16 protein-coding genes are annotated in these 20,314 nt (G+C 72.2%); 8 read left to right on the top strand and 8 right to left on the bottom strand.

The window, feature by feature from the left end:
• Positions 1-21 precede the first annotated feature (21 nt).
• The 6 genes from pgl to tkt are packed head-to-tail and all read right to left on the bottom strand — an operon-like array spanning position 22 to position 8,172.
• Positions 22-801: a 6-phosphogluconolactonase gene (gene pgl, locus ABZ215_RS24000; protein WP_354951737.1), complete on the bottom strand. Its 780-nt coding sequence runs from the start codon at positions 799-801 to the stop codon at positions 22-24.
• The gene (gene opcA / locus ABZ215_RS24005; protein ID WP_020421294.1) at positions 801-1,787 is read right to left on the bottom strand and encodes a glucose-6-phosphate dehydrogenase assembly protein OpcA; all 987 of its coding nucleotides are present in this window, start codon (positions 1,785-1,787) and stop codon (positions 801-803) included. Before opcA ends, pgl begins: the two co-directional genes overlap by 1 nt.
• Positions 1,784-3,316, bottom strand: coding sequence for a glucose-6-phosphate dehydrogenase (gene zwf, locus ABZ215_RS24010; RefSeq protein WP_020421293.1), 1,533 nt, complete (start codon positions 3,314-3,316; stop codon positions 1,784-1,786). The genes opcA and zwf overlap by 4 nt, the downstream gene beginning before the upstream one ends.
• Entirely contained in the window at positions 3,313-4,929 is a 1,617-nt protein-coding gene (locus ABZ215_RS24015) for a glucose-6-phosphate isomerase (RefSeq protein ID WP_354951739.1), read from the bottom strand. The genes zwf and ABZ215_RS24015 overlap by 4 nt, the downstream gene beginning before the upstream one ends.
• 4 nt (positions 4,930-4,933) lie before the next feature.
• Positions 4,934-6,043 carry a transaldolase gene (tal, locus tag ABZ215_RS24020; protein ID WP_020421291.1) on the bottom strand — a complete coding sequence of 370 codons (1,110 nt, stop codon included), beginning with the start codon at positions 6,041-6,043 and terminating at the stop codon, positions 4,934-4,936.
• A 23-nt stretch (positions 6,044-6,066) separates the two neighbouring features.
• Positions 6,067-8,172, bottom strand: a complete 2,106-nt coding sequence (gene tkt, locus ABZ215_RS24025) for a transketolase (RefSeq protein ID WP_020421290.1) — start codon at positions 8,170-8,172, stop codon at positions 6,067-6,069.
• Between the two features lie 297 nt (positions 8,173-8,469).
• Between tkt and ABZ215_RS24030 the strand changes: the two genes are divergently transcribed.
• The 6 genes from ABZ215_RS24030 to ABZ215_RS24055 all read left to right on the top strand — a co-directional run bounded on the left by ABZ215_RS24030 (position 8,470) and on the right by ABZ215_RS24055 (position 15,104).
• Positions 8,470-9,447 (top strand): heme o synthase, encoded by a 978-nt coding sequence (locus ABZ215_RS24030; RefSeq protein ID WP_027936336.1) that lies wholly within the window; start codon positions 8,470-8,472, stop codon positions 9,445-9,447.
• An 87-nt stretch (positions 9,448-9,534) separates the two neighbouring features.
• On the top strand, positions 9,535-11,823 hold the full coding sequence (locus ABZ215_RS24035) for an AAA family ATPase (RefSeq protein WP_354712003.1): 2,289 nt from the start codon (positions 9,535-9,537) through the stop codon (positions 11,821-11,823).
• Positions 11,824-11,832: 9 nt separating this feature from the next.
• Positions 11,833-12,420 carry an FKBP-type peptidyl-prolyl cis-trans isomerase gene (locus ABZ215_RS24040; protein WP_020421287.1) on the top strand — a complete coding sequence of 196 codons (588 nt, stop codon included), beginning with the start codon at positions 11,833-11,835 and terminating at the stop codon, positions 12,418-12,420.
• 105 nt (positions 12,421-12,525) lie between these two features.
• Positions 12,526-13,287, top strand: a complete 762-nt coding sequence (locus ABZ215_RS24045; protein WP_020421286.1) for an SDR family NAD(P)-dependent oxidoreductase — start codon at positions 12,526-12,528, stop codon at positions 13,285-13,287.
• A 42-nt stretch (positions 13,288-13,329) separates the two neighbouring features.
• The gene (locus ABZ215_RS24050; RefSeq protein WP_020421285.1) at positions 13,330-14,307 is read left to right on the top strand and encodes a DMT family transporter; all 978 of its coding nucleotides are present in this window, start codon (positions 13,330-13,332) and stop codon (positions 14,305-14,307) included.
• Between the two features lie 110 nt (positions 14,308-14,417).
• Positions 14,418-15,104: a hypothetical protein gene (locus ABZ215_RS24055; protein WP_027936334.1), complete on the top strand. Its 687-nt coding sequence runs from the start codon at positions 14,418-14,420 to the stop codon at positions 15,102-15,104.
• Between the two features lie 749 nt (positions 15,105-15,853).
• Here ABZ215_RS24055 and ABZ215_RS24060 read toward each other — a convergent pair.
• Complete coding sequence (locus tag ABZ215_RS24060) at positions 15,854-16,306, bottom strand: helix-turn-helix domain-containing protein (RefSeq protein WP_020421283.1); 453 nt, start codon at positions 16,304-16,306, stop codon at positions 15,854-15,856.
• 89 nt (positions 16,307-16,395) lie between these two features.
• Here ABZ215_RS24060 and ABZ215_RS24065 point away from each other — a divergent pair, with 89 nt between their 5' ends.
• Positions 16,396-16,986, top strand: coding sequence for a dihydrofolate reductase family protein (locus tag ABZ215_RS24065; protein ID WP_354951743.1), 591 nt, complete (start codon positions 16,396-16,398; stop codon positions 16,984-16,986).
• A gap of 75 nt (positions 16,987-17,061) precedes the next feature.
• Positions 17,062-19,023, top strand: coding sequence for a phosphatase PAP2 family protein (locus ABZ215_RS24070; RefSeq protein WP_354951745.1), 1,962 nt, complete (start codon positions 17,062-17,064; stop codon positions 19,021-19,023).
• Positions 19,024-19,027: 4 nt separating this feature from the next.
• Here the strand turns inward: ABZ215_RS24070 and ABZ215_RS24075 are convergent, their stop codons facing one another.
• Positions 19,028-20,245, bottom strand: a complete 1,218-nt coding sequence (locus ABZ215_RS24075; RefSeq protein ID WP_235716248.1) for a PucR family transcriptional regulator — start codon at positions 20,243-20,245, stop codon at positions 19,028-19,030.
• Positions 20,246-20,314: the final 69 nt, after the last annotated feature.

Below are 20,314 nucleotides of genomic sequence, written 5' to 3' on the forward strand. Positions count from 1 at the left end.
GGCCTTCGTTTCTGGCTCAGATCACGCCGTGGGCGGCTGGTACACGTTCGACAGCTTGCTCGCCGCCGTGCGGTCCAGCAGCCACAGCGTCCGCCGCTGGCCGCGGGCGCCCGCCACGGGCACCTGCACCTCGCCCGCGCCGGACAGGGCCAGCGCGACGGCGTCGGCCTTCGCCTCACCCGTCGTCATCAGCCAGACGTCGTGCGACCGCCGGATCGCGGGCAGCGTCAGCGACACGCGGGTCGGCGGCGGCTTCGGGCAGTTGCGCACCGCGACCACCGACCGCTCCGTCTCGTACACCGCCGGCGACTCGGGGAACACCGACGCGGTGTGCCCCTCGCCGCCGAGACCCAGCAGGCAGATGTCGAACTGCGGCACGTCGCCGTGGTCCTCCGGCCGCGCGTTGTCCGCCAGCACCTGCGCGTACGCCGCCGCGGCCGCGTCCACGTCGTCGCCGAACTCGCCGTCCGAGGCCGCCATCGCGTGCACCCGCTTCGGATCGACGCGCACGTGGTCCAGCAGCGCCTCGCGGGCCTGCTTCTCGTTGCGCTCGTCGTCGTCCGCGGGCACGAACCGCTCGTCGCCCCAGTAGAGGTCCAGCCGCGACCAGTCCACCGCGTCCCGGGCGGGGGAGCGGCGCAGCTGCTCCAGCACCGCGATCCCGGTGCCGCCGCCGGTCAGCACCAGCGACGCCGAACCCTTCGCGGCCTGCAGGTCCACCAGCCGCGTCACCAGCCGGGCTGCCGCGGCGGCCGCCAGCAGCTCGCCGTTGGCGTAGACCACCACTTCGGAAGAGGCCATCACGCGCTCGCCTTCGCCGACTTCGCCGGCTTCTTCGCGGGCGCCTTCTTCTTGGCGGCGCCCGCCGAACCCGAGGCCAGCTTGTCCAGGCCCTGCAGCGACGCCTCGAACACCTCGTCCGGGTCGAGCCGCCGCAGCTCCTCGATCAGGCAGTCCTTGGTGTTGCGCCGGTGCAGCGCGATCCGCCGCGTCGGCTGGCCCGGCTGCATGAGCGTGCCCACCTTGCCGTCCGGCCGGTGCAGCGCGATCGCGCCCGACCGGCGCTCCAGCTCCACTGACACGATGCCCTGCGCCGTGGTCGTCTTGACCCGGCGCACCGGCACCTTCAGGTATTCGGCGAGCCAGCCGGCGAGCAGCTCCGTCGACGGCGAGTCGGCCTCACCGGTCACCGTGGCGCCGGTGACCTTCTCGTACGGCGGCAGGTCCAGCGCCGCGACCAGCTGGGCGCGCCAGTTGGTCAGCCGCGTCCAGGCCAGGTCCGTGTCGCCCGGCACGTACGCCTTCCGGCGCGCCGCCAGGGCCCTTATCGGGTTGCGCTCCGCCGCCGAGTCGGTGATGCGGCGTTGCGCCAGCTCACCGATCGGGTCCTGCGCCGGCACCTTCGGGCCGGAGCTGGGCCACCACGCCACGATCGGCGCGTCGGGCAGCAGCAGCGGGATCACCGCGCTCTGGCCCTGCGACGCGAGCGGCCCGTACAGCCGCAGGATGATGACCTCGCTCGCGCCGGCGTCGCCGCCGACGCGGATCTGCGCGTCGATGCGGGCCGCGGCCGTGCGCGACCCGCGGGCCAGCACGATCACCCGGCACGGGTGCTCGCGGCTGGCCTCGTTGGCCGCGTCGATGTGCTCCTCCAGGTGCTCGCCGTCGTCGTCGACGATCACCAGCGTCAGCACCCGGCCCAGCGCGACGGCGCCACCGCGCTCGCGCAACTCGACCATCTTGCGGTTGACCTGCGAGGTCGTGGTCGAAGGCAGGTCGATGATCACGGGCGCCTCCAGTTCCGGCCGCTGCGCTCCAGGACCTCGTCGGCCGTGTCGGGGCCCCAGGTGCCCGGGGCGTAGGGCTCCGGAGCGCCGTTCTTGGCCCAGAACTCCAGGATCGGGTCGAGGATCTGCCAGGACAGCTCGACCTCTTCGTTGACCGGGAACAGCGACGGCTCGCCGAGCAGCACGTCAAGGATCAGCCGCTCGTAGGCCTCCGGCGAGGACTCGGTGAACGCGTGCCCGTAGCCGAAGTCCATCGTGACGTCGCGGACCTCCATCGTGGTGCCCGGCACCTTCGAGCCGAACCGCAGCGTCACGCCCTCGTCCGGCTGCACCCGGATCACCAGGGCGTTCTGCCCCAGCTCCTCCGTCGAGGTGTAGTCGAACGGCAGGTGCGGCGCCCGCTTGAACACGACGGCGATCTCGGTGACGCGGCGGCCCAGCCGCTTGCCGGTGCGCAGGTAGAACGGCACCCCGGCCCAGCGGCGGTTCTGCACCTCCAGCGACACCGCGGCGTAGGTCTCGGTGGTCGAGTCCTTGGCGAACCCGGCCTCCTGCAGCAGGCCCGGCACCTTCTTGCCGCCCTGCCAGCCGCCGGTGTACTGGCCGCGCGCCGTCGTCTCGGCGAACGGCTGCATCGGCTTGGTGGCCCGCAGGACCTTGATCTTCTCCGCCCGCAGCGCCCGCGGCTCGAACGACAGCGGCTCCTCCATCGCGGTGAACGCGAGCAGCTGGAGGAGGTGGTTCTGGATCACGTCCCGCGCCGCGCCGATGCCGTCGTAGTACCCGGCGCGACCGCCGAGGCCGATGTCCTCGGCCATGGTGATCTGCACGTGGTCGACGTAGTTGGCGTTCCAGATCGGCTCGAACAGCTGGTTCGCGAAGCGCAGCGCGAGGATGTTCTGGACCGTCTCCTTGCCGAGGTAGTGGTCGATGCGGAACACCGACTCCTCGGGGAAGACGTCGTTGACGATCGCGTTGAGCTCCTTGGCGCTGGCCAGGTCGTGGCCGAACGGCTTTTCGATCACCACGCGGCGCCACGACTCGTCGTCGGACTGCGCCAGGCCCGAACGGGCCAGCTGCTTGGTCACCACCGGGAACGCGCTGGGCGGGATCGACAGGTAGAACGCGGTGTTGCCACCGGTGCCGCGCTCGGCGTCCAGCTCGCGCACGGTCTGGGCGAGCCGGTCGAACGCGTCGTCGTCGTCGAACGTGCCCTGCACGAACCGGATGCCCTCGGCGAGCCGGTTCCACACCGACTCGCGGAACGGGGTCCGGGCGTGCTCGGCGACCGCGTCGTGCACGAGCTGCCCGAAGTCCTCGTTCTCCCAGTCCCGCCGCGCGAAGCCGACCAGCGAGAACCCGGCGGGCAGCAGCCCGCGGTTGGCCAGGTCGTAGATCGCCGGCATCAGCTTCTTGCGGGAGAGGTCACCGGTGACGCCGAAGATCACCAGGCTGGACGGCCCGGCGATCCTCGGCAGCCGCTTGTCGCGGGGATCCCGCAGCGGGTTGCTCCACCCCTTCGTGCTCACTCAGCCTCCTGTACCGCGCGCATGAGCTCAGCCAGGCCCGCGGCCCGGTCGGTCAGGTGCAGCCGCAGCACCGGACGTCCGCGCTCGGTCAGCACCTGGCCGTCGCCGAGCGCCTGCGCGTGCTGCAGCTGGCCCAGGGTGTAGGGCCGGTCCGGCACGTCGAGGTCGTCCTCGTTCGCGCCGGTGATCTGCAGGAAGATGCCGTTCTGGTGACCGCCCTTGTGGTACTGGCCGGTCGAATGCAGGAACCGCGGCCCCCACCCGAAGGTGGTCTGCAGCCCGGTCCGCTTCGCCAGCTCGGGACGCAGCAGCGCCGCCGAGGCGTCGTCGAGCCGGTCCAGGTAGGCCTGCACCGCGAGGTAGCCGCCCTCCGGCGCGGTCGCCAGGAACTCCCGCAGCACGTCGGACAGGGAGCTGTCGCCCGAGACCCCGGCCGGGGCGAAGATCTCCACCGCGTCGTCCACCGCGGTCGGCGTCTCGCCGCCGGTCAGCTTCGACGGGTCGTCCAGCAGCGAGCGGGCGGCCTTCTTCGCGGCCTCCACGTCCGGCTGGTCGAACGGGTTGATCTTCAGCAGCCGCCCGGCGATCGCGGTGGCGAACTCCCACAGCAGGAACTGCGCGCCGAGCGAGCCGGTGGTGGCCACCTTGGCGGCGCCGGTCACCGGGCCGATCGCGACCGGGGTCGCGTCGGCGCCGGCGTCGGCGAAGCCGGGCGCGGCCGGGCCGTCCACGGCGACCGGCAGCAGGCCGGTACCGAGCTTGCCGGTGGACTCCGCGATCAGCTGCTCCGCCCAGTCGGCGAAGCCGGTGATGCCGGAGCCGGTGTCGGCCAGCACGACCTTCTCCGCGCCGGCGTTGTGCGCGGCGCCCCACGCGGCGGCCAGCTTGACCGCCGGGTTGTCCGCGCTGTCGGCGCCGAGGACCTGCGCGGCGGCCGCGGCCTGGTCGAGCAGCCGGGCGATGTCCGCCCCGGCCAGCCCGGCCGGCACCAGCCCGAACGCGGTGAGCGCCGAATAGCGCCCGCCGACGTGCGGGTCGGCGAGGAACACCTTGCGGTACCCCTCCTTTTCGGCCAGCTCCGACAGCGGCGAACCGGGGTCGGTGACAACGACGATCCGCCGCGCCGCGTCGATCCCGTTGTCCGCGAACGCCTTCGCGAAGATCCGGCGGTGGCTGTCGGTCTCCACCGTGCCGCCGGACTTCGACGACACCACCAGCACCGTGCGCTGGAGGTCGCCGGCGAGCGCGTCGGCGACCTGGCCGGGGTCGGTGGTGTCCAGCACGGTCAGCGCGACGTTCTCGGTGGCCGCGATGACCTCCGGCGCGAGCGACGAGCCGCCCATGCCGGCCAGGACGATCCGGTCGACGCCTTCGCTCCGCAGCTCCTCGCGCAGCGCCTCGATCTCGCCGATCAGCGGGCGCGACGACTTGTGCAGCGTGGTCCAGGACAGCCGGATCGAGGCCTCGGACTCGGCGTCGGCGCCCCACAGGGTGGGGTCCTGCGCCGCGACCTTGGACGCGACCTGGTCGGCGACGAGCTCGTCGACCAGCGGGGCCGCTTGCGCGGCCAGCTCCTCGTCGCTGATCGTGACGGTCAGCTCTTCCCCCACCACGGCGTCAGCCCTTCGCCTTCTCGAGCTGCCCGGTGACGGTCTCCAGCAGCTCGGCCCAGGACTTGTCGAACTTCTCCACGCCCTCGTCCTCCAGCGTGCGGAAGACGTCGGGGATGTCGATGCCCACCGCGGCGAGCTTGTCGAACACCTCCTGCGCCTGCGCGCCGGTGCCGGTGACCTTGTCGCCCTCGACCTTGGCGTGGTCGGCGGCGGCGAGCAGCGTCTTCTCCGGCATGGTGTTGACCGTGCCGGCCACGACGAGCTGGTCGACGTAGCGGGTGTCCGAGTAGGACGGGTCCTTCACGCCCGTGGAGGCCCACAGCGGGCGCTGCGGCCGGGCGCCGGCGGCGGCCAGCGCCTGCCAGCGGTCGGTGGCGAACAGCTCCTCGTAGGCGGCGAAGGCGAGGCGGGCGTTGGCGATGGCGGCCTCGCCGCGCAGCGCCTTGGCCTCGTCGGTGCCGATCGCGTCCAGCCGCTTGTCGATCTCGCTGTCCACCCGGGACACGAAGAACGAGGCGACCGACTCGATCGTCGCGAGGTCGTGGCCGTTGGCCTTGGCCTGCTCCAGCCCGGCGAAGAACGCCTCGATCACCTTGCGGTAGCGCTCGACCGAGAAGATCAGCGTGACGTTGACGCTGATGCCCTCGGCCAGGGTCTTGGTGATCGCGGGCAGGCCCTCCTCGGTGGCCGGGATCTTCACGAGGATGTTCGGCCGGTCGACGGTCTTCCACAGGTCCTGCGCCTCGGCGGCCGTCTTGTCGGCGTCGCGGGCCAGGCGCGGGTCGACCTCGATCGACACGCGGCCGTCCACCCCGTTCGTGCGGGTGTAGACGTCGCGGAACAGGTCCGCGGCGTTGCGCACGTCGGTGGTGGTCAGCTCGCGGACGGCGGCGTGGACGTCCGCGCCGCGGGCGGCCAGCTCGCGGACCTGGGCGTCGTAGGACTCGCCGTCGGCCAGCGCGTTGGCGAAGATCGTCGGGTTGGTGGTCACGCCGGTCACGTGACGGTCGCGGATGAGCTCGGCCAGGTTGCCGGAGTTCAGCCGTTCGCGCGACAGGTCGTCGAGCCAGATGGACACGCCGGCCTGCGTCAGCTGAGCAAGGTTGTCGCTCATGACTTCATCCCCTTTGCGGTGATTCAGGAGTTCTTGGTCTTGGCGAGCGAGCGGCGCGCGGCGTCGACCACGGCGTCGGCGGTGAACCCGAACTCGCGGAACAGGGTCTGGTAGTCGGCCGAGGCCCCGAAGTGCTCGATCGAGACGATCTCACCGGCGTCGCCGACCCAGCGGTACCACGGCTGCGCGATGCCGGCCTCGACCGACACGCGGGCCTTCACCCCGCTGGGCAGGACCGACTCGCGGTACGCCTCGTCCTGCGCCTCGAACCACTCGACGCACGGCACCGACACGACCCGGGTGGGCACGCCGTCGGCCTCGAGCGTCTTGCGGGCCTCGACGGCCAGCTGGACCTCCGAACCGGTCGCCATCAACACGACCTCCGGAGTGCCGGAGGAGGCGTCGGCGAGCACGTAGGCGCCCTTGGCGACCTTGTCCGCCGCGGTGCCCTCGAGCACCGGGACGTTCTGGCGGGTCAGCGCCAGGCCCGACGGGTGGCGCTTGTCCTCCAGCGCGGCCTTCCACGCGCCCGCGGTCTCGTTGGCGTCCGCGGGCCGGACCACGTTCAGGCCCGGGATGGCGCGCAGCGAGGCCAGGTGCTCGATCGGCTGGTGCGTCGGGCCGTCCTCGCCGAGGCCGATCGAGTCGTGCGTCCACACGTAGATGACCGGCGCGTGCATCAGCGCGGCCAGCCGCACCGGCGGGCGCATGTAGTCGCTGAACACCAGGAAGGTGGCGCCGTAGGGCCGGGTGCCGCCGTGCAGCGCGATGCCGTTGAGGATCGAGCCCATGGCGTGCTCGCGGACACCGAAGTGCAGCGTGCGGCCGTAGGGGTTGGCCTGCCACATGCCGGTGGAGGCCTTCTCCGGGCCGAACGAGTCGGCGCCCTTCATGGTGGTGTTGTTGCTCTCGGCCAGGTCGGCCGAACCGCCCCACAGCTCCGGCAGCACGTCGGCCAGCGCGTTGAGCACCTCGCCGGAGGCCTTGCGGGTCGCGATGCCCTTGGCGTCGGGCTCCCAGCTCGGCAGCTTCTCGGCCCAGCCCTCGGGCAGGTCGCGGGTGGCCAGCCGGTCGGCGAGCTTCTTGCGCTCCGGGTTGGCGGCGGCCCACGCGTCGAAGCGCTCCTGCCACGCGGCGCGCTCCTGCTTGCCGCGGTCCAGTGCCTTGCGCGTGTGCGCGATCACCTCGTCGTCGACCTGGAAGCTGCGCTCCGGGTCGAAGCCGAGGATCTCCTTGACCGCGGCGACCTCCTCGGCGCCCAGCGCGGCGCCGTGCGCCTTGCCGGTGTTCATCTTGTTCGGCGCCGGGTAGCCGATCACGGTGCGCAGCAGGATGAACGACGGGCGGGTGGTCTCCGCCTTGGCGGCCGCGATGGCCTCCTCGATCGCGACGACGTCCTCGCCGCCCTCGACGACCTGGACGTGCCAGCCGTAGGCCTCGTACCGCTTCGCGGTGTCCTCGGACAGCGCGATGTTGGTGTCGTCCTCGATCGAGATCTTGTTGTCGTCGTAGATGACGACCAGGTTGCCCAGCTCCTGGCGGCCCGCGATGGACGACGCCTCGGAGGTCACGCCCTCCTCGATGTCGCCGTCGGAGGCGATCACGAAGATGTGGTGGTCGAAGATGCTCTCGCCGGGCGCGGCGTCCGGGTCGAGCAGGCCGCGCTCGCGGCGGGCGGCCATCGCCATGCCGACCGCGTTGGCCAGGCCCTGGCCGAGCGGGCCGGTGGTGGTCTCCACGCCCTTGGTGTGCTGGTACTCCGGGTGGCCCGGGGTCTGCGAGCCCCACTTGCGCAGCTGCTTGAGGTCCTCGAGTTCGAGGCCGTAGCCGGCGAGGTACAGCTGGATGTAGAGCGTCAGGCTGGAGTGCCCGGCGGACAGGACGAACCGGTCACGCGCCGGCCACTCCGGGTCGCTCGGGTCGTGGCGCATGATCCGCTGGAAGAGCGAGTACGCCACCGGCGCCAGGCTCATCGCGGTGCCGGGGTGACCGCTGCCGCAGTTCTCGACCGCGTCGGCGGCCAGCACCCGGACGGTGTCGACCGCACGGGTGTCGAGGTCGGTCCAGTCGGCGGGCAGGTTCCGCCGCAGCAGTGGGTTGTTCTCGCTGATGGAGGCGATATCGGACACTGAACTCGAACTCCCCGTCCTTCTCGGTGGCAACTCTTCTGTTCGTGGGGGTCTTCGCGCGCGCAGGCTCCACTCATCTCAATCGATCCCGAAGAGACGATATTCCTGCTAGCGGGCGTGCGCACGACCACAAGCGCAACCCCCGGCGCCAGCCTAGTAGGTCGGGTACCCGGCGCCTCCGGGGCCGACACACGCGGCTGGCCCACCCCGGTGCGCGCGGGGTGCGAACCCGGCGATTACGATCGGTTGCGGTGCCGGGCTGCCCCGGTGCCCCCGAATCTGACTCAGGGAGCGGAATTGTCGTTGGTGAACGCTGCGCACGGGCGCAGTGACAGCACCAGCGCTGTCGACCCCGGAGGCGAGCGCCCGCGTGGTCTGCGGCGCGTGAGCCGGATCGTCGGCGCCTACGTCGCCCTGACCAAGCCTCAGGTCATCGAGCTGCTGCTGGTCACCACCATCCCGGCGATGTTCCTCGCCGCGCGCACGATCCCGTCGCCGTGGCTGATCCTGGCGACGCTGGTCGGCGGCACCATGGCGGCGGGCAGCGCGAACGCGCTGAACTGCGTCATCGACGCCGACATCGACAAGGTGATGAACCGGACGAAGCGGCGCCCGCTGGTCCGCGACTCGGTGCCGCGGCGCAACGCGCTGGTGTTCGCGCTGGCGCTGGGCGCCGGTTCGTTCGCGATGCTGTACTTCACGGTGAACCTGCTGGCCGCCGTGCTGGCGATCGCGACGATCCTGTTCTACATCTTCGTGTACACGCTGGTGCTCAAGCGGCGCACCGCGCAGAACGTGGTGTGGGGCGGCGCGGCGGGCTGCATGCCGGTGGTGATCGGCTGGGCCGCGGTCACCGGCACGGTGCAGTGGCCCGCGTTCGTGATGTTCGCCGTCATCTTCTTCTGGACGCCGCCGCACACCTGGGCGCTGGCCATGAAGTACCGCGACGACTACGAGCGCGCCGGCGTGCCGATGCTGCCGGTGGTCGCCACGCCGGAGCACGTGGCCCGCCAGATCCTCATCTACTCGTGGGTGATGGTCGGCTGGACGCTGCTCCTGCTGCCCGCGACGAGCTGGCTGTACGCGAGCTTCGCGGTGCTGGCCGGGTCCTGGTTCCTCTTCTACGCGCACCGCCTCTACTCGGGCGTCAAGCGCGGCGTGGAGACCAAGCCGATGGCACTGTTCCACCGGTCGAACACGTACCTGATGATCCTGTTCTGCGCGCTCGCGGTCGACTCGGCGATCGGTCTGCCCACGCTCGGCCTGCCGTTCTGACGCGCGGCCGGGAATCTTCCGGCGCTCGCCTTCGTTGGGTTCCAGGCCGACTTGTCACCCGATGCCGAAAGCAGGTTGCTCTTGTCCGTGGCTGAGGACCGGGAACCCCAGAACACGACCGACCTTCAGCACGAGCAGGACTACGTGTCCATGCTCTACCGCAGGCTCGACGCCGAGCGCACCACCGCCGAGCGGCGCCTGGAGCGGGCGCTGCGCTCGCACGGCGAAACCCCGCAGGAGAGCGCCGAGCGGGACGCCGCCAGCAGCCTCCACCACGAGCGGCTCGCGCAGCTCGGCTCCGTCGAGCAGGGCCTGTGCTTCGGCAGGCTCGACTTCCACGACGAACAGGCGCCCGCCTACATCGGGCGGCTCGGCCTGTTCGACGAGGAGGGCGACTACGAGCCGCTGCTGCTGGACTGGCGCGCGCCGGCCGCGCGGCCGTTCTACCTGGCCACCGCCGCCTCGCCGGAGGGCGTGCGGCGCCGCAGGCACATCCGCACGCTGAGCCGCAAGGTCGTCGGCCTCGACGACGAGATCCTCGACCTGCGCGCCGTCGACGGGCAGCAGGCCGACCTGGGCCTGGCAGGCGAGGCCGCCCTGCTGGCCGCACTGGAGCGCAAGCGCACGGGTGAGATGAGCGACATCGTCGCCACCATCCAGGCAGAGCAGGACGACATCATCCGCGACGACCTCAGCGGCGTCGTCGTGGTCCAGGGCGGGCCGGGCACCGGCAAGACCGCCGTGGCCCTGCACCGGGCCGCCTACCTCCTCTACACCTACCGCCAGCAGCTCGCCTCCCGCGGCGTGCTCGTGGTCGGGCCGAACAGCACGTTCCTGCACTACATCGGCCAGGTCCTGCCGTCGCTGGGCGAGACCGGGGTGCTGCTGTCCACGATCGGGCAGCTGTTCCCCGGCATCCGGGCGCGCGGCGCGGACAGCCGCGCGGCCGCCGAGGTCAAGGGCAGGCTGGCCATGGTCGACGTGCTCACCAGGGCCGTCGCCGACCGCCAGCGGGTGCCGGAGGAGCGGTTCGAGGTCGCCTTCGACGACGACGTGCTGGTGCTCGACCGCGCCGTCGTCGAGCGGGCGCGCGCCAAGGCCCGGCGCACCCGCCGCCCGCACAACCTGGCGCGCCGCGTCTTCGTCGACGCGATGCTGGACGCGCTGACCGAGCGGGCCGCGGTGCGCATGGAGGTCGACCTCTTCGAGGGGGTCCCCGACATCCCGCTCGCCGAGGGCGAAGACGCCGACGCGCCGGTGCTGGACGCGGGGGACCGGGTCGAGATCCGCAAGGAGCTCGCCGAATCCGAGACCGTCGCCGCCGCGATCGACGAGCTGTGGCCGAAGATCACGCCGCAGCGGCTGCTGCGCGACCTGTTCGCCGAGCCGGATCGCCTGTTGTCCGCGTCCGAGGGGCTGCTCTCCGACGCCGACCGCGCGGCGCTGAAGCGCCCGGCCCGCTCGCCCTGGACGCCGGGCGACGTGCCGCTGCTCGACGAGCTGGCCGAGCTGCTCGGCGAGGACGACGAGGCCGAGCGCGCCGCGCGCGAGCGGCGCGAGCGCGAGGAGCGCGCCTACGCCGAAGGTGTGCTCGACATCATGGACCAGGACGAGGAGCTCCTGGACGAGGACCAGATCAACATCGCCGACATCCTGGACGCCGAGCTGTTCGCCGAGCGGCAGGAACGCAGCAGCCACCTGACCGCGGCGCAGCGCGCGGCCCGCGACCGCACCTGGACGTTCGGGCACGTCATCGTCGACGAGGCGCAGGAGCTCTCGGCGATGGACTGGCGGCTGCTGATGCGCCGCTGCCCGAGCCGGTCGATGACCGTCGTCGGGGACGTCGCCCAGACCGGCGCGCCGGGCGGGGCGTCGTCGTGGCGGGACATGCTCGGCCACTACGTCGGGGACCGCTGGCGGCTGCGTGAGCTGACCGTCAACTACCGGACCCCGGTGGAGATCATGAACCGCGCCGCCGAGGCGCTGCGCGAGGTGGACCCGGACCTGCGGGTGCCGACGTCGGTGCGGGAAACCGGTGTCGAGCCGTGGGGCGCGCCGCTCGGCGAGCGCCCGCTGGCGTCCATCGTGGACGAAGAGGTGGCTGCCGCGGACGGCGGCACGGTCGCGGTGCTGGTCCCGGCCGCCAGGCTGGGCGCGGTCCGGTCCGAACTGGACGGTCACGGCGACGCGGTGTCGGTGCTCACCGTCGCCGAGGCCAAGGGGCTCGAGTTCGACGGTGTCGTGGTGCTGGCGCCGGAGGAGATCGTGGCGGAGTCGCCGCGCGGCTGGAACGACCTCTACGTCGCCTACACCCGTGCCACGCAACGGCTCGGCATCTTGTACTCCGCCGGACGGCCGACGTCAACGCCCGGTTAAGGTGTCGCCATGCGTAACGCTGGCAAGATCGTGCTCGCGGCGGCAGCCGCCCTCGCTCTCGGGGCCTGCGCGCCCGACCAGGAACCGTCGTCCTTCCCGCCCGGAGGCGGCCCGACCTACCCGGCTCCCGAGCCGGCGGGGGCGTCCGCGAGCGCTTCGGCGGGGCACGACACGGGCAGCGCCGCGCACGAGTGCACCGCGGACGACATCACCGTGACCGGTGACTTCGGCGCCAAGCCGACGATCACGATCCCGGACACCTGCAGCGCGCCGACCAGGCTGCTGACGAAGGACCTGAAGCCGGGCACCGGCGCCACCGCCCACGCGGGCAGCACGCTGCAGATGGACTACGACCTGGTGACCTGGTCGGACAAGGTCGACCAGCAGAACTCGTTCGGCTCGGCGCCGTTCTCGTTCGCGCTGGGCGAGGGCACCGCCATCCCGGGCTGGGACCAGGGGCTGGAAGGCATCAAGCAGGGCGGCCGCCGCCTGCTGGTCATCCCGCCGGACCTCGGTTACGGCGCCCGCGGCAACGGCCCGATCAAGCCGAACGAGACGCTCGTCTTCGTCGTCGACGCGGTCCAGGTCGCCGGCTGACGTCCGGTGGCAGCCGCGGGGGAGCCTGACCGGAGGCAGCCGGGCTCGTCCCTCGCGGCTCTGGGCTCGGCGGGCGGGAACGCCGCCCGGATCGGAGGCTGACCCATGGACGTCCGCGGAGCGGTCGCGGTGGTCACCGGCGCCTCGTCGGGCATCGGGGCGGCCACCGCGCTCCGGCTGCACGAGGCAGGTGCTCGCCTCGTGCTGCACGGGCGTGACGGCGACCGGCTGGACGCGCTCGCGGAGCGCACCGGCGGCGTCGCCGTTCGCGCCGACTTCGCCGAGCCCGGCGCGGTCGAGGCCGCCGCGGAGGAGATCGCCGCGCGGGCCGGGCGGGTGGACGTGCTCGTCAACAACGCTGGGATGGGCTACGCCGGCCCCGTGTCCGGCATGTCCGGTGCCGACGTGCGGCGGTTGCTCTCCGTGAACTTCGCCGCACCCGTCGAACTGACCCGTGCCCTGTTGCCCGCCCTGCTCGACCGGCCCAGGGCGGCGGTGGTCTTCGTCACATCCATCGCGGGCCGGGCCGGGGTGGCGGGGGAGTCGGTGTACTCGGCGACGAAGGCGGGGGTGGACGTTTTCGCCGAGAGCTTGCGGCTGGAACTGGCCGGTACCGGGGTGCGGGTCGGGGTGGTCGTGCCCGGGGTGGTGGACACCGAGTTCTTCGCCCGCCGCGGCCGTCCCTACCAGCGGCGCAGCCCCAGGCCGGTGCCCGCGGACAAGGTGGCCGCGGCGGTGCTGGCGGCGATCACGGCGGACCGGGCCGAGCAGTACGTGCCGCGCTGGCTGAGATTGCCAATTGCGGTGCGGGGGACCGTGCCCTCGGTGTACCGTGCACTATCTGCCCGGTTCGGGGGTTCGGACTGAGTTCCCGGAATCTTTCCGCCACTGGAAGCGCTGACAAGTGACGTGTTAGTCCCGGTATTCCTCGGATTCGCCGCGGCGTTCCTGTTCGCGGCGTCAGCCGCGCTGCAGCGACGCGCGGTGATCGAGGTTGCCGACAGTGACGTCGAGGGGCGCGCCGCGCGACATCGCGTCCCCGTACTGTGGCTGATCCGCAAGCTGTTGCGCAAGAGGGTGTGGCTCGCGGGATGGGCCACGAACCTGTTGGGCTTTTTCAGCCAGGCCGCCGCGTTGCACTTCGGGTCGATCGCGCTCGTGCAGCCGCTGCTGGTCACCGAACTGCTCTTCGCGCTGCCGATGGCCTCGGCCGCGATCCGCCGCTGGCCGCCGCTGCGGGACTGGCTGGCCGGGCTCGCCATCACCGGCGGGGTGGTGGTGTTCCTCGCGGTCGAGGGCACCGCGCCGCTGGGCGGGTCGCCGGACCAGGGCCGCCTGCTGATCGCGGTGCTGATCGCCGCGGCCACCGTCGTCACCCTCGTGCAGGTCGCCCAGAACCGGGGCCCGCTGCTGCACAGCGCGCTCATCGCCACCGCGGCAGGCATCTGCTACGCGATCAGCGCGGCCATGATGAAGGTGACCACCGACCTGCTGTTGAACGAGGGTGTCGCTCACACCGCGCTCACCTGGCCGGGGTACGTGCTGGCGCTGTCGACCTTCTCCGGGCTGCTGCTCGGGCAGCAGGCGTACGGGTCGGGTTCGCTGTCCGCGGCGATCGCCGTGATGTCCATCGTGAACCCCGCGGCCAGCTATTTCCTGGGACTACTGGCGTTCAACGCGACGCTGGTGACCGAGCCGGGCCCGCTCGCGGCGACCGCCGGCGCGGCCCTGTTGTTGATCCTCGGCGTGTTCGGGCTCGCGCACTCGCCGAGCGTGCAGGCGGAGACGACCCGGTCGGCCCAACACGGGGTTTATCCCGGAAGTGGTAAATTCTCGGGAACCGTTCCCTCCCGGTCCCGTTCTTCGGACTCCTTCGCTCAGGATTAATTCAGGTATCCGGCGTAGGTTTCGGGCCCGGCGGGCGGTGGAACCTACAGAGCCTGTCGAGAGTGCGCTGCCCCCGCGCACCCAGGGCAGACCCTTGGAGGCTGGAGCCCGTGCACCACCGAGCGTCGTCCGGCGACCGCCATTTGGTGATCGAAATACCGCACCTGCGGAAAACGATCAAGGATGCGGCGATCCTGTTGCTGGAAACGGTCGTCGTCCCGTCGGTTCTGCTGGCGTTGTTGTTGCATTTCGTCGGCCTGGTTCCCGCGCTGTGCGCGGTTCTCGGCTGGGCGGCCGTCGTGATCGGCGCGCGCCGCCTGATGAAGCGCGACATGCCCCGCACGTTGCTGCTCTGCACGGCGATGCTGGTCGGACGGGCGGCGTTCGCGCTGGTCACGTCCAGTGCGGTGGTGTACGTGCTGCAACCGGCCGTCGGCTCGGTGCTGATGTTCCTGATCTTCGTCGGCAGCGCGATGATCGGGCGCCCCATCACGGCGCGCCTGGCGAAGGACTTCGTGCGGCTGCCTGCGGAGCTGTTCAAGCACCGCACGGTGAACCGCGTGTTCATCGAGGTGGCACTGCTCTGGGGCGGCTCGCGGCTCATCGACGCCGCGATGACCATCGGGTTCCTGCACTGGGGCGTCGAGGCGGGCCTGATGTCGCGCGGCATCCTCAGCGGGCTGCTCACCGCGCTGACCGTCGCGGCCTGCGTGGGCCACGGATGGCGCAAACTCCGCCGCGACGGCGTGACGCTCCGGCTGGCCGGCCGCCACAGCCCCGCACCGGCTGCCGCCTGACGCCGCCGTCCGCTCGGGGGCAGTTCGGCGCTCCCGCGGACGAGCCGCGCCGGTGCGCGAGAGCCGCGCGCTCGGGTGGGTGAGGCCCACCCGCCCGCGGGCGAGGTTGCCGGGCGAGAGGCCCCGCGCCCTGTGGGCGAGCCGCATGCCCGGGCAAGGCCTGGCGCCCCTGTCGGCGAGCGCACGCTCCCACCGCGAGCTCCACCGGCGCGAGAGGGCCACGCGCGCGAGAGCCCGCGCTCCAGCGGCCGAGCCCCACGCCCCCGCCCGCGAGTTCCGGGTTCCCGCACGCACGCGCTCCGCGCGCGAGCCCCACGCCCCCGCGCGAGCCCCACGCCCCCGCGCGAGCCCCACGCCCCCGCGTGAGCCCCACGCCCCCGCGCCAGCTCCCCGCTCCTGCGGCCGAGCCCTGCGCTCCAGGGTGCCGAGCCCCGTGCCCCCGCCCGCGAGTTCCGGGTTCCCGCACGCACGCGCCGCGCGCGAGACCCACGCCCCCGCGCCAGCTCCTCGCTCCTGCGGCCGAGCCCTGCGCTCCAGGGTGCCGAGCGCCGTGCTCCCGCCCGCGAGTTCCGCGTTCCCGCACGCACGCTCCGCGCGCGAGCCCACGTCCGCGCGCGCCCCACGCCCGCGGCCCGTTCCCCGCTCCCGCGGCCGAGCCCCGCGCTCCAGGGTGCGAGCCCCGCGCCCCCTCGCGGCAGCCCCGCGCCCACCCCCACTGTGCGGGCCACGGTCCGCCCGGCGGCACCCGGTCAAGCCGCCGCGCCGGGGCCGGGCAGCAGGTCGACGTCCTGGGCGCGCATTGCCTCGCCGCAGTGGTCGCAGCGCAGTCCGGCGCCGCTGACCGACCCGCACGTCCGGTGCCGGTACACCACCGGCGGTCCGGCCTCGCCCGCCAGCCACCGGTCGCCCCAGTGCGCCATCGCCATCAGGACCTCCACGAGCTCCGCGCCCCGCTCCGTCAGCACGTACTCGTAGCGCGGCCGCCGGTCGTACGGCCGTCGCTCCAGCACCCCGCGCTCCACCAGGTGGTTCAGCCGCTCGGTCAGCACCTTCCGCGAGATGCCCAGGTCGGCCTGGATCTGCTCGAACCGGGTCATCCCCGCCCACACGTCCCGCAGCACCAGCGGTGACCACGGCTCCCCGATGACGTCCAGCGTGCGCGCGATCGAGCACGCCATCCCGCCGAAGTTCGTCCGCTGCATGGACCCGACTCTAGCAATTGGGGTTCCCTGAAGGAACTCAGACTGCTACCGTCGGAGTCTCTTGAAGGAACCCCGTAAGGAGCGCCGAGATGAGCAAGGTCATCGCCGCCCACGCCGTCTCCGTCGACGGCTTCATCACCGGCCGCGACCCGCGCCCCGGCCACGGCCTCGGCGACGGCGGGATGCTGTTCGACTGGTACTTCGACGGCGACACCCCGAGTGGCGTCTTCGATGGCTTCCGGCTGAGCGAGCCCAGCGCCCGGGTGTTCGACGCACTCGCCGGCCGGGTGGGCGCCATCGTCGCCGGGCGCACCACCTACGAGGACTCCGACCGCTTCGGCGGCGGCAGCCCGCACCCGAAGGCGCGGCTCGTCGTCCTCACCCACCGGCCCGCGGAAACCAGCACCCGGCAAACTCTCGTCACCACCGGGATCGAGGACGCGATCGCCCAGGCCCGCGACGCCGCCGACGGCCGGGACGTCGGCCTCATGGGCGGTGGCGTGGTGACCTCGGCGCTCGCGGCCGGCCTCGTCGACGAGATCGTCCTCCACCAGGTCCCGGTCCTGCTGGGCGCGGGACGGCCCTACTTCCGGGAACTGCCCGCGCACGTGCGGCTCCGCCTCGTCGAAGTCGTCCCGGCGCCGGGCGTCACCCACCTGCACTACGCGGTTGAGCGGTGATTCGCGCGAGCGCTCCGGCCACGAAGCGTGGTATATGACGGTGTGCTCACCGTCGGTTCCACCTCACGGTCCCCGGTGGTCCCGGACGCCCGCGCGGCGGCCGTCCAGCGTCCGGGCTGGTGGGGTGAACTGCTGCTCGGGCTCGGCTTGTTCGGGATCTACCTGCTGGTCGAGGCGTTCCCGCTGCCGGGCCGCGAACCGCGGGCGCACGCCAACGGCGAAGCGCTGCTGGCGTTCGAACGCTGGATGCACCTGGACTTCGAGCTCCCGGTCAACCTGTGGCTCGCCGAGCAGGGCTGGATCCGCGTCTTCGCCAACTACGAGTACGCGATCACCTACATCGCGAGCGCGATCATCCTGCTGATCTGGGTGCACGCCCGGCACCCGGTCCACTACCGCTCGGTGCGCAACAGCTTCGTCTGGCTCAACCTGTTCGCGCTCGCCTGCTTCTGGCTCTACCCGGTCGCGCCGCCGCGGATGCTCGACGGCGCCGGGTTCGTCGACACCGTGCGGCTCGGGAACACGTTCCTGTCCTGGGGCTCGCCGATGCTCCAGGGGGCCAACCAGCTGGCCGCGATGCCGTCCCTGCACGTCGGGTGGGCGCTGTGGGTCTCGGTGGTCCTCGCGCGCATCCGCGGCGGCTGGGTCGTGCAGATCGTCAGCGCGGTGCACGTCGCCATCACGTTCGCGGTCATCATCGCCACCGGCAACCACTACTGGATCGACGCGGCCGCCGCCGTGGTGTTCATCGCCGCGGCCACCTGGCTCGCGCAGGTCGCCCGGCCGGTCGACCGGGTGTCCGCCTCCGACACGTTCTTCCTGCACGTCGAGACCCCGGCGTACCCGCAGCACGTCGGCGGGCTCATCATGCTCGACACCACCGCCCACCCCGCCGGGCCGACCCGGGAGTGGGTGCAGCAGGCCATCCGCGACAAACTGCCCGCGATGCCCCGCTACGCGCAGCGCCTGTCGGACTACTCGCCCTGGCGCCGCCAGCACTGGGTGCCGCACCCGGACATCGACTGGGACTGGCACGTCCCCGACTTCGACCTGACCCGCCCGGACGGCACGCCCGGTGGCATGGGGGAGCTGCACAAGCTCGTCGCGCGGTTCCAGTGCGAGCCGCTGCCGCGGGACCGGCCGCTGTGGCGGTTCGCCGTCGTGCGCGGTGTGGAGGAGAACACCGCGGCGGTGATTTCGCTGGTGCACCACGCGGTGGCGGACGGCATCGGCACGATCAGCCTGATGCTGGAGCTGTTCGACTCGCCCAGCCTGCTCGAGGGGCTCAACGAAACCAAGCGGCCCAACGCCCTGCAGAAGGCCGCCGCGGGCGCCGTCGGCCTGGCGCAGCTGGCCACCGACGGGCGCCCCAAGACGCGGCTGCCCGCGGGCGACCCGCCGGACCGTCGCTACGCCACTCTGCAGATCCCGCTCGACGACGTGCGCGAGCTGGCGCGCAAGCACCGCGTGCGGGTCACCGACCTGCTGCTGGGCGGGGTGGCCGGCGCGCTGCGGCGGGTCGCGGTGGCGCCGCTGCCGGAGTCGATGCTGACCTCGGTCACGCTGATGGCCGCCGAGCCGCGGCCCGGCGCGGAGGGCAACGTCACCGCCGCGGTCATGGTGGACATCCCGCTGGGGGACATGCCCGAAGCCGAGCGCCTGAAGCGGATCGCCAAGGCCACCAAGCGGTTGCGCACCGGCACGAGGGTCATCGCGTCCCGGTTCGTGCAGCACACGCTGGCCGGGCTGATGCCGGCGTTCTTCCACCGCTGGTTCGCCCGGACCGTCTACAACGAACGGTTCTTCAACGGCACCGTGTCCAACATGCCCGGTGCCGCGTGGCAGGTGGACTTCGGCGACTTCCCGCTGCGCACGGCGTTCGCCATCATTCCGCTCGCGCCGGGCACCCCGTTCACCATCGGCGTGCTGGGGTGGTACGGATCGTTCTCCATGAGCGCCACCGTGGACGCGGCGCTGGTGGACAGCGTGGACGGCTTCCTCGCCGAATTCCGCGTGGTGCTGGCGGAACTGGACTGACGCGTCACACGTCGCCGGGGTCCGAAGTGCCCCAGGCGAGCGCGAGGGTGAGGCGGCGGCGGTTGTCCGGATCGTCCAGGCTCTCGCCGAACAGCTCGCGCAACTGGGCCATCCGGTAGCGCACCGTTTGCGGGTGTATGTGCAGTTCCTCCGCCATGGCGCGGCGGTCGCCGAGGTGCCGCAGCCAGCAGGCGAGCGTCTCGCACAACCGCTTGCGCGTCACCGGCCCGAGGTGCGCCAGCGGAGCGAGACACTGGTGGCGCATCGCGTCGAAGAGCTTCGCGTCGCGGTGCACGATGATCGAGTCCAGGTGCTCGTCCACGAACACCGGATCGTCCTCCAGCACGTGCGTGCGGCGCAGCTGCGCGGCCAGCTCGGCGACGTGCATGCTGGCCGGCAGGCGTTCCAGCGGCACGGCGTGCCCGACCACCGCGCCCGCGCCGCGCAACGCCGACGCCAGCCGCTCCCGCCGCTGCGGTCCGTCCGGATCGGGCACGATGGCGCAGACCAGCCGCTGCCGCCGGACGTGCAGCGACGAGTTCCCGAGCCGCCCCAGCAGAGCGCTGCCGACCGGATTGTCCGGCTCCACCAGGACGACCGCCGCCTGCCGCGGCAGCGGCCAGTCCACCCTGGCCGCGGCGGCGCGGATCGCGGCGGAATCGGATCGGTCGGACAGCAGCATGTCCGCCAGCTCGTCGCGCAACCGCTCCCGCATCGCGGCGGATTCGGACTGCTCCAGCACGTAACCGCGCGCCGACGCCGAGGACAGCTGGTCCACGAAGATGAACACCGCCTCGGCCAGCGAGGCGAACATGTCGGAGGGGACACCGACCTCGAGCGCGACCTCGGCGACGTGGTGCCACGCCACCCGCGCGCCGATCTGGTAGGCCGACAGCAGGCTCGTCAGATCGCGGCCCTGCTGCCACTGCGCCCGCCCGATCTCCTCGAACAGCGGCTGCTCGCCGAACCGGTCCGCGCCGTGGTCGGTGATGCCGGACAGCTCCGCGATGTCCCATTTGGCCATCCGCAGCAGCCGCTGCAGGAACATGTTGGCGGAGACCAGGACCTCGTCCCGTTCGGTGACGATGAACTCCGCGTAGTCCGGCCAGTGCTCGTTCAGCAGCCGCGCCACGTCGTCCAGCATGCGCGGCAGCCGTTCCGAGGTCGCCTTCGCCAGATCCGCCAGCGTGCCGTCGCTGGTCTCCGTTCGTCTGCCCGCCATGTCGTGGACCCCCACTCGCCTGCCCGCGTGCCGTCCATCGTCCGGGTCAATACTGTCAGCTCGTGACAA

The organism is Amycolatopsis sp. NPDC006131 (genome assembly GCF_040614175.1).
GTDB classification, from domain to species: Bacteria; Actinomycetota; Actinomycetes; order Mycobacteriales; family Pseudonocardiaceae; genus Amycolatopsis_E; species Amycolatopsis_E tucumanensis.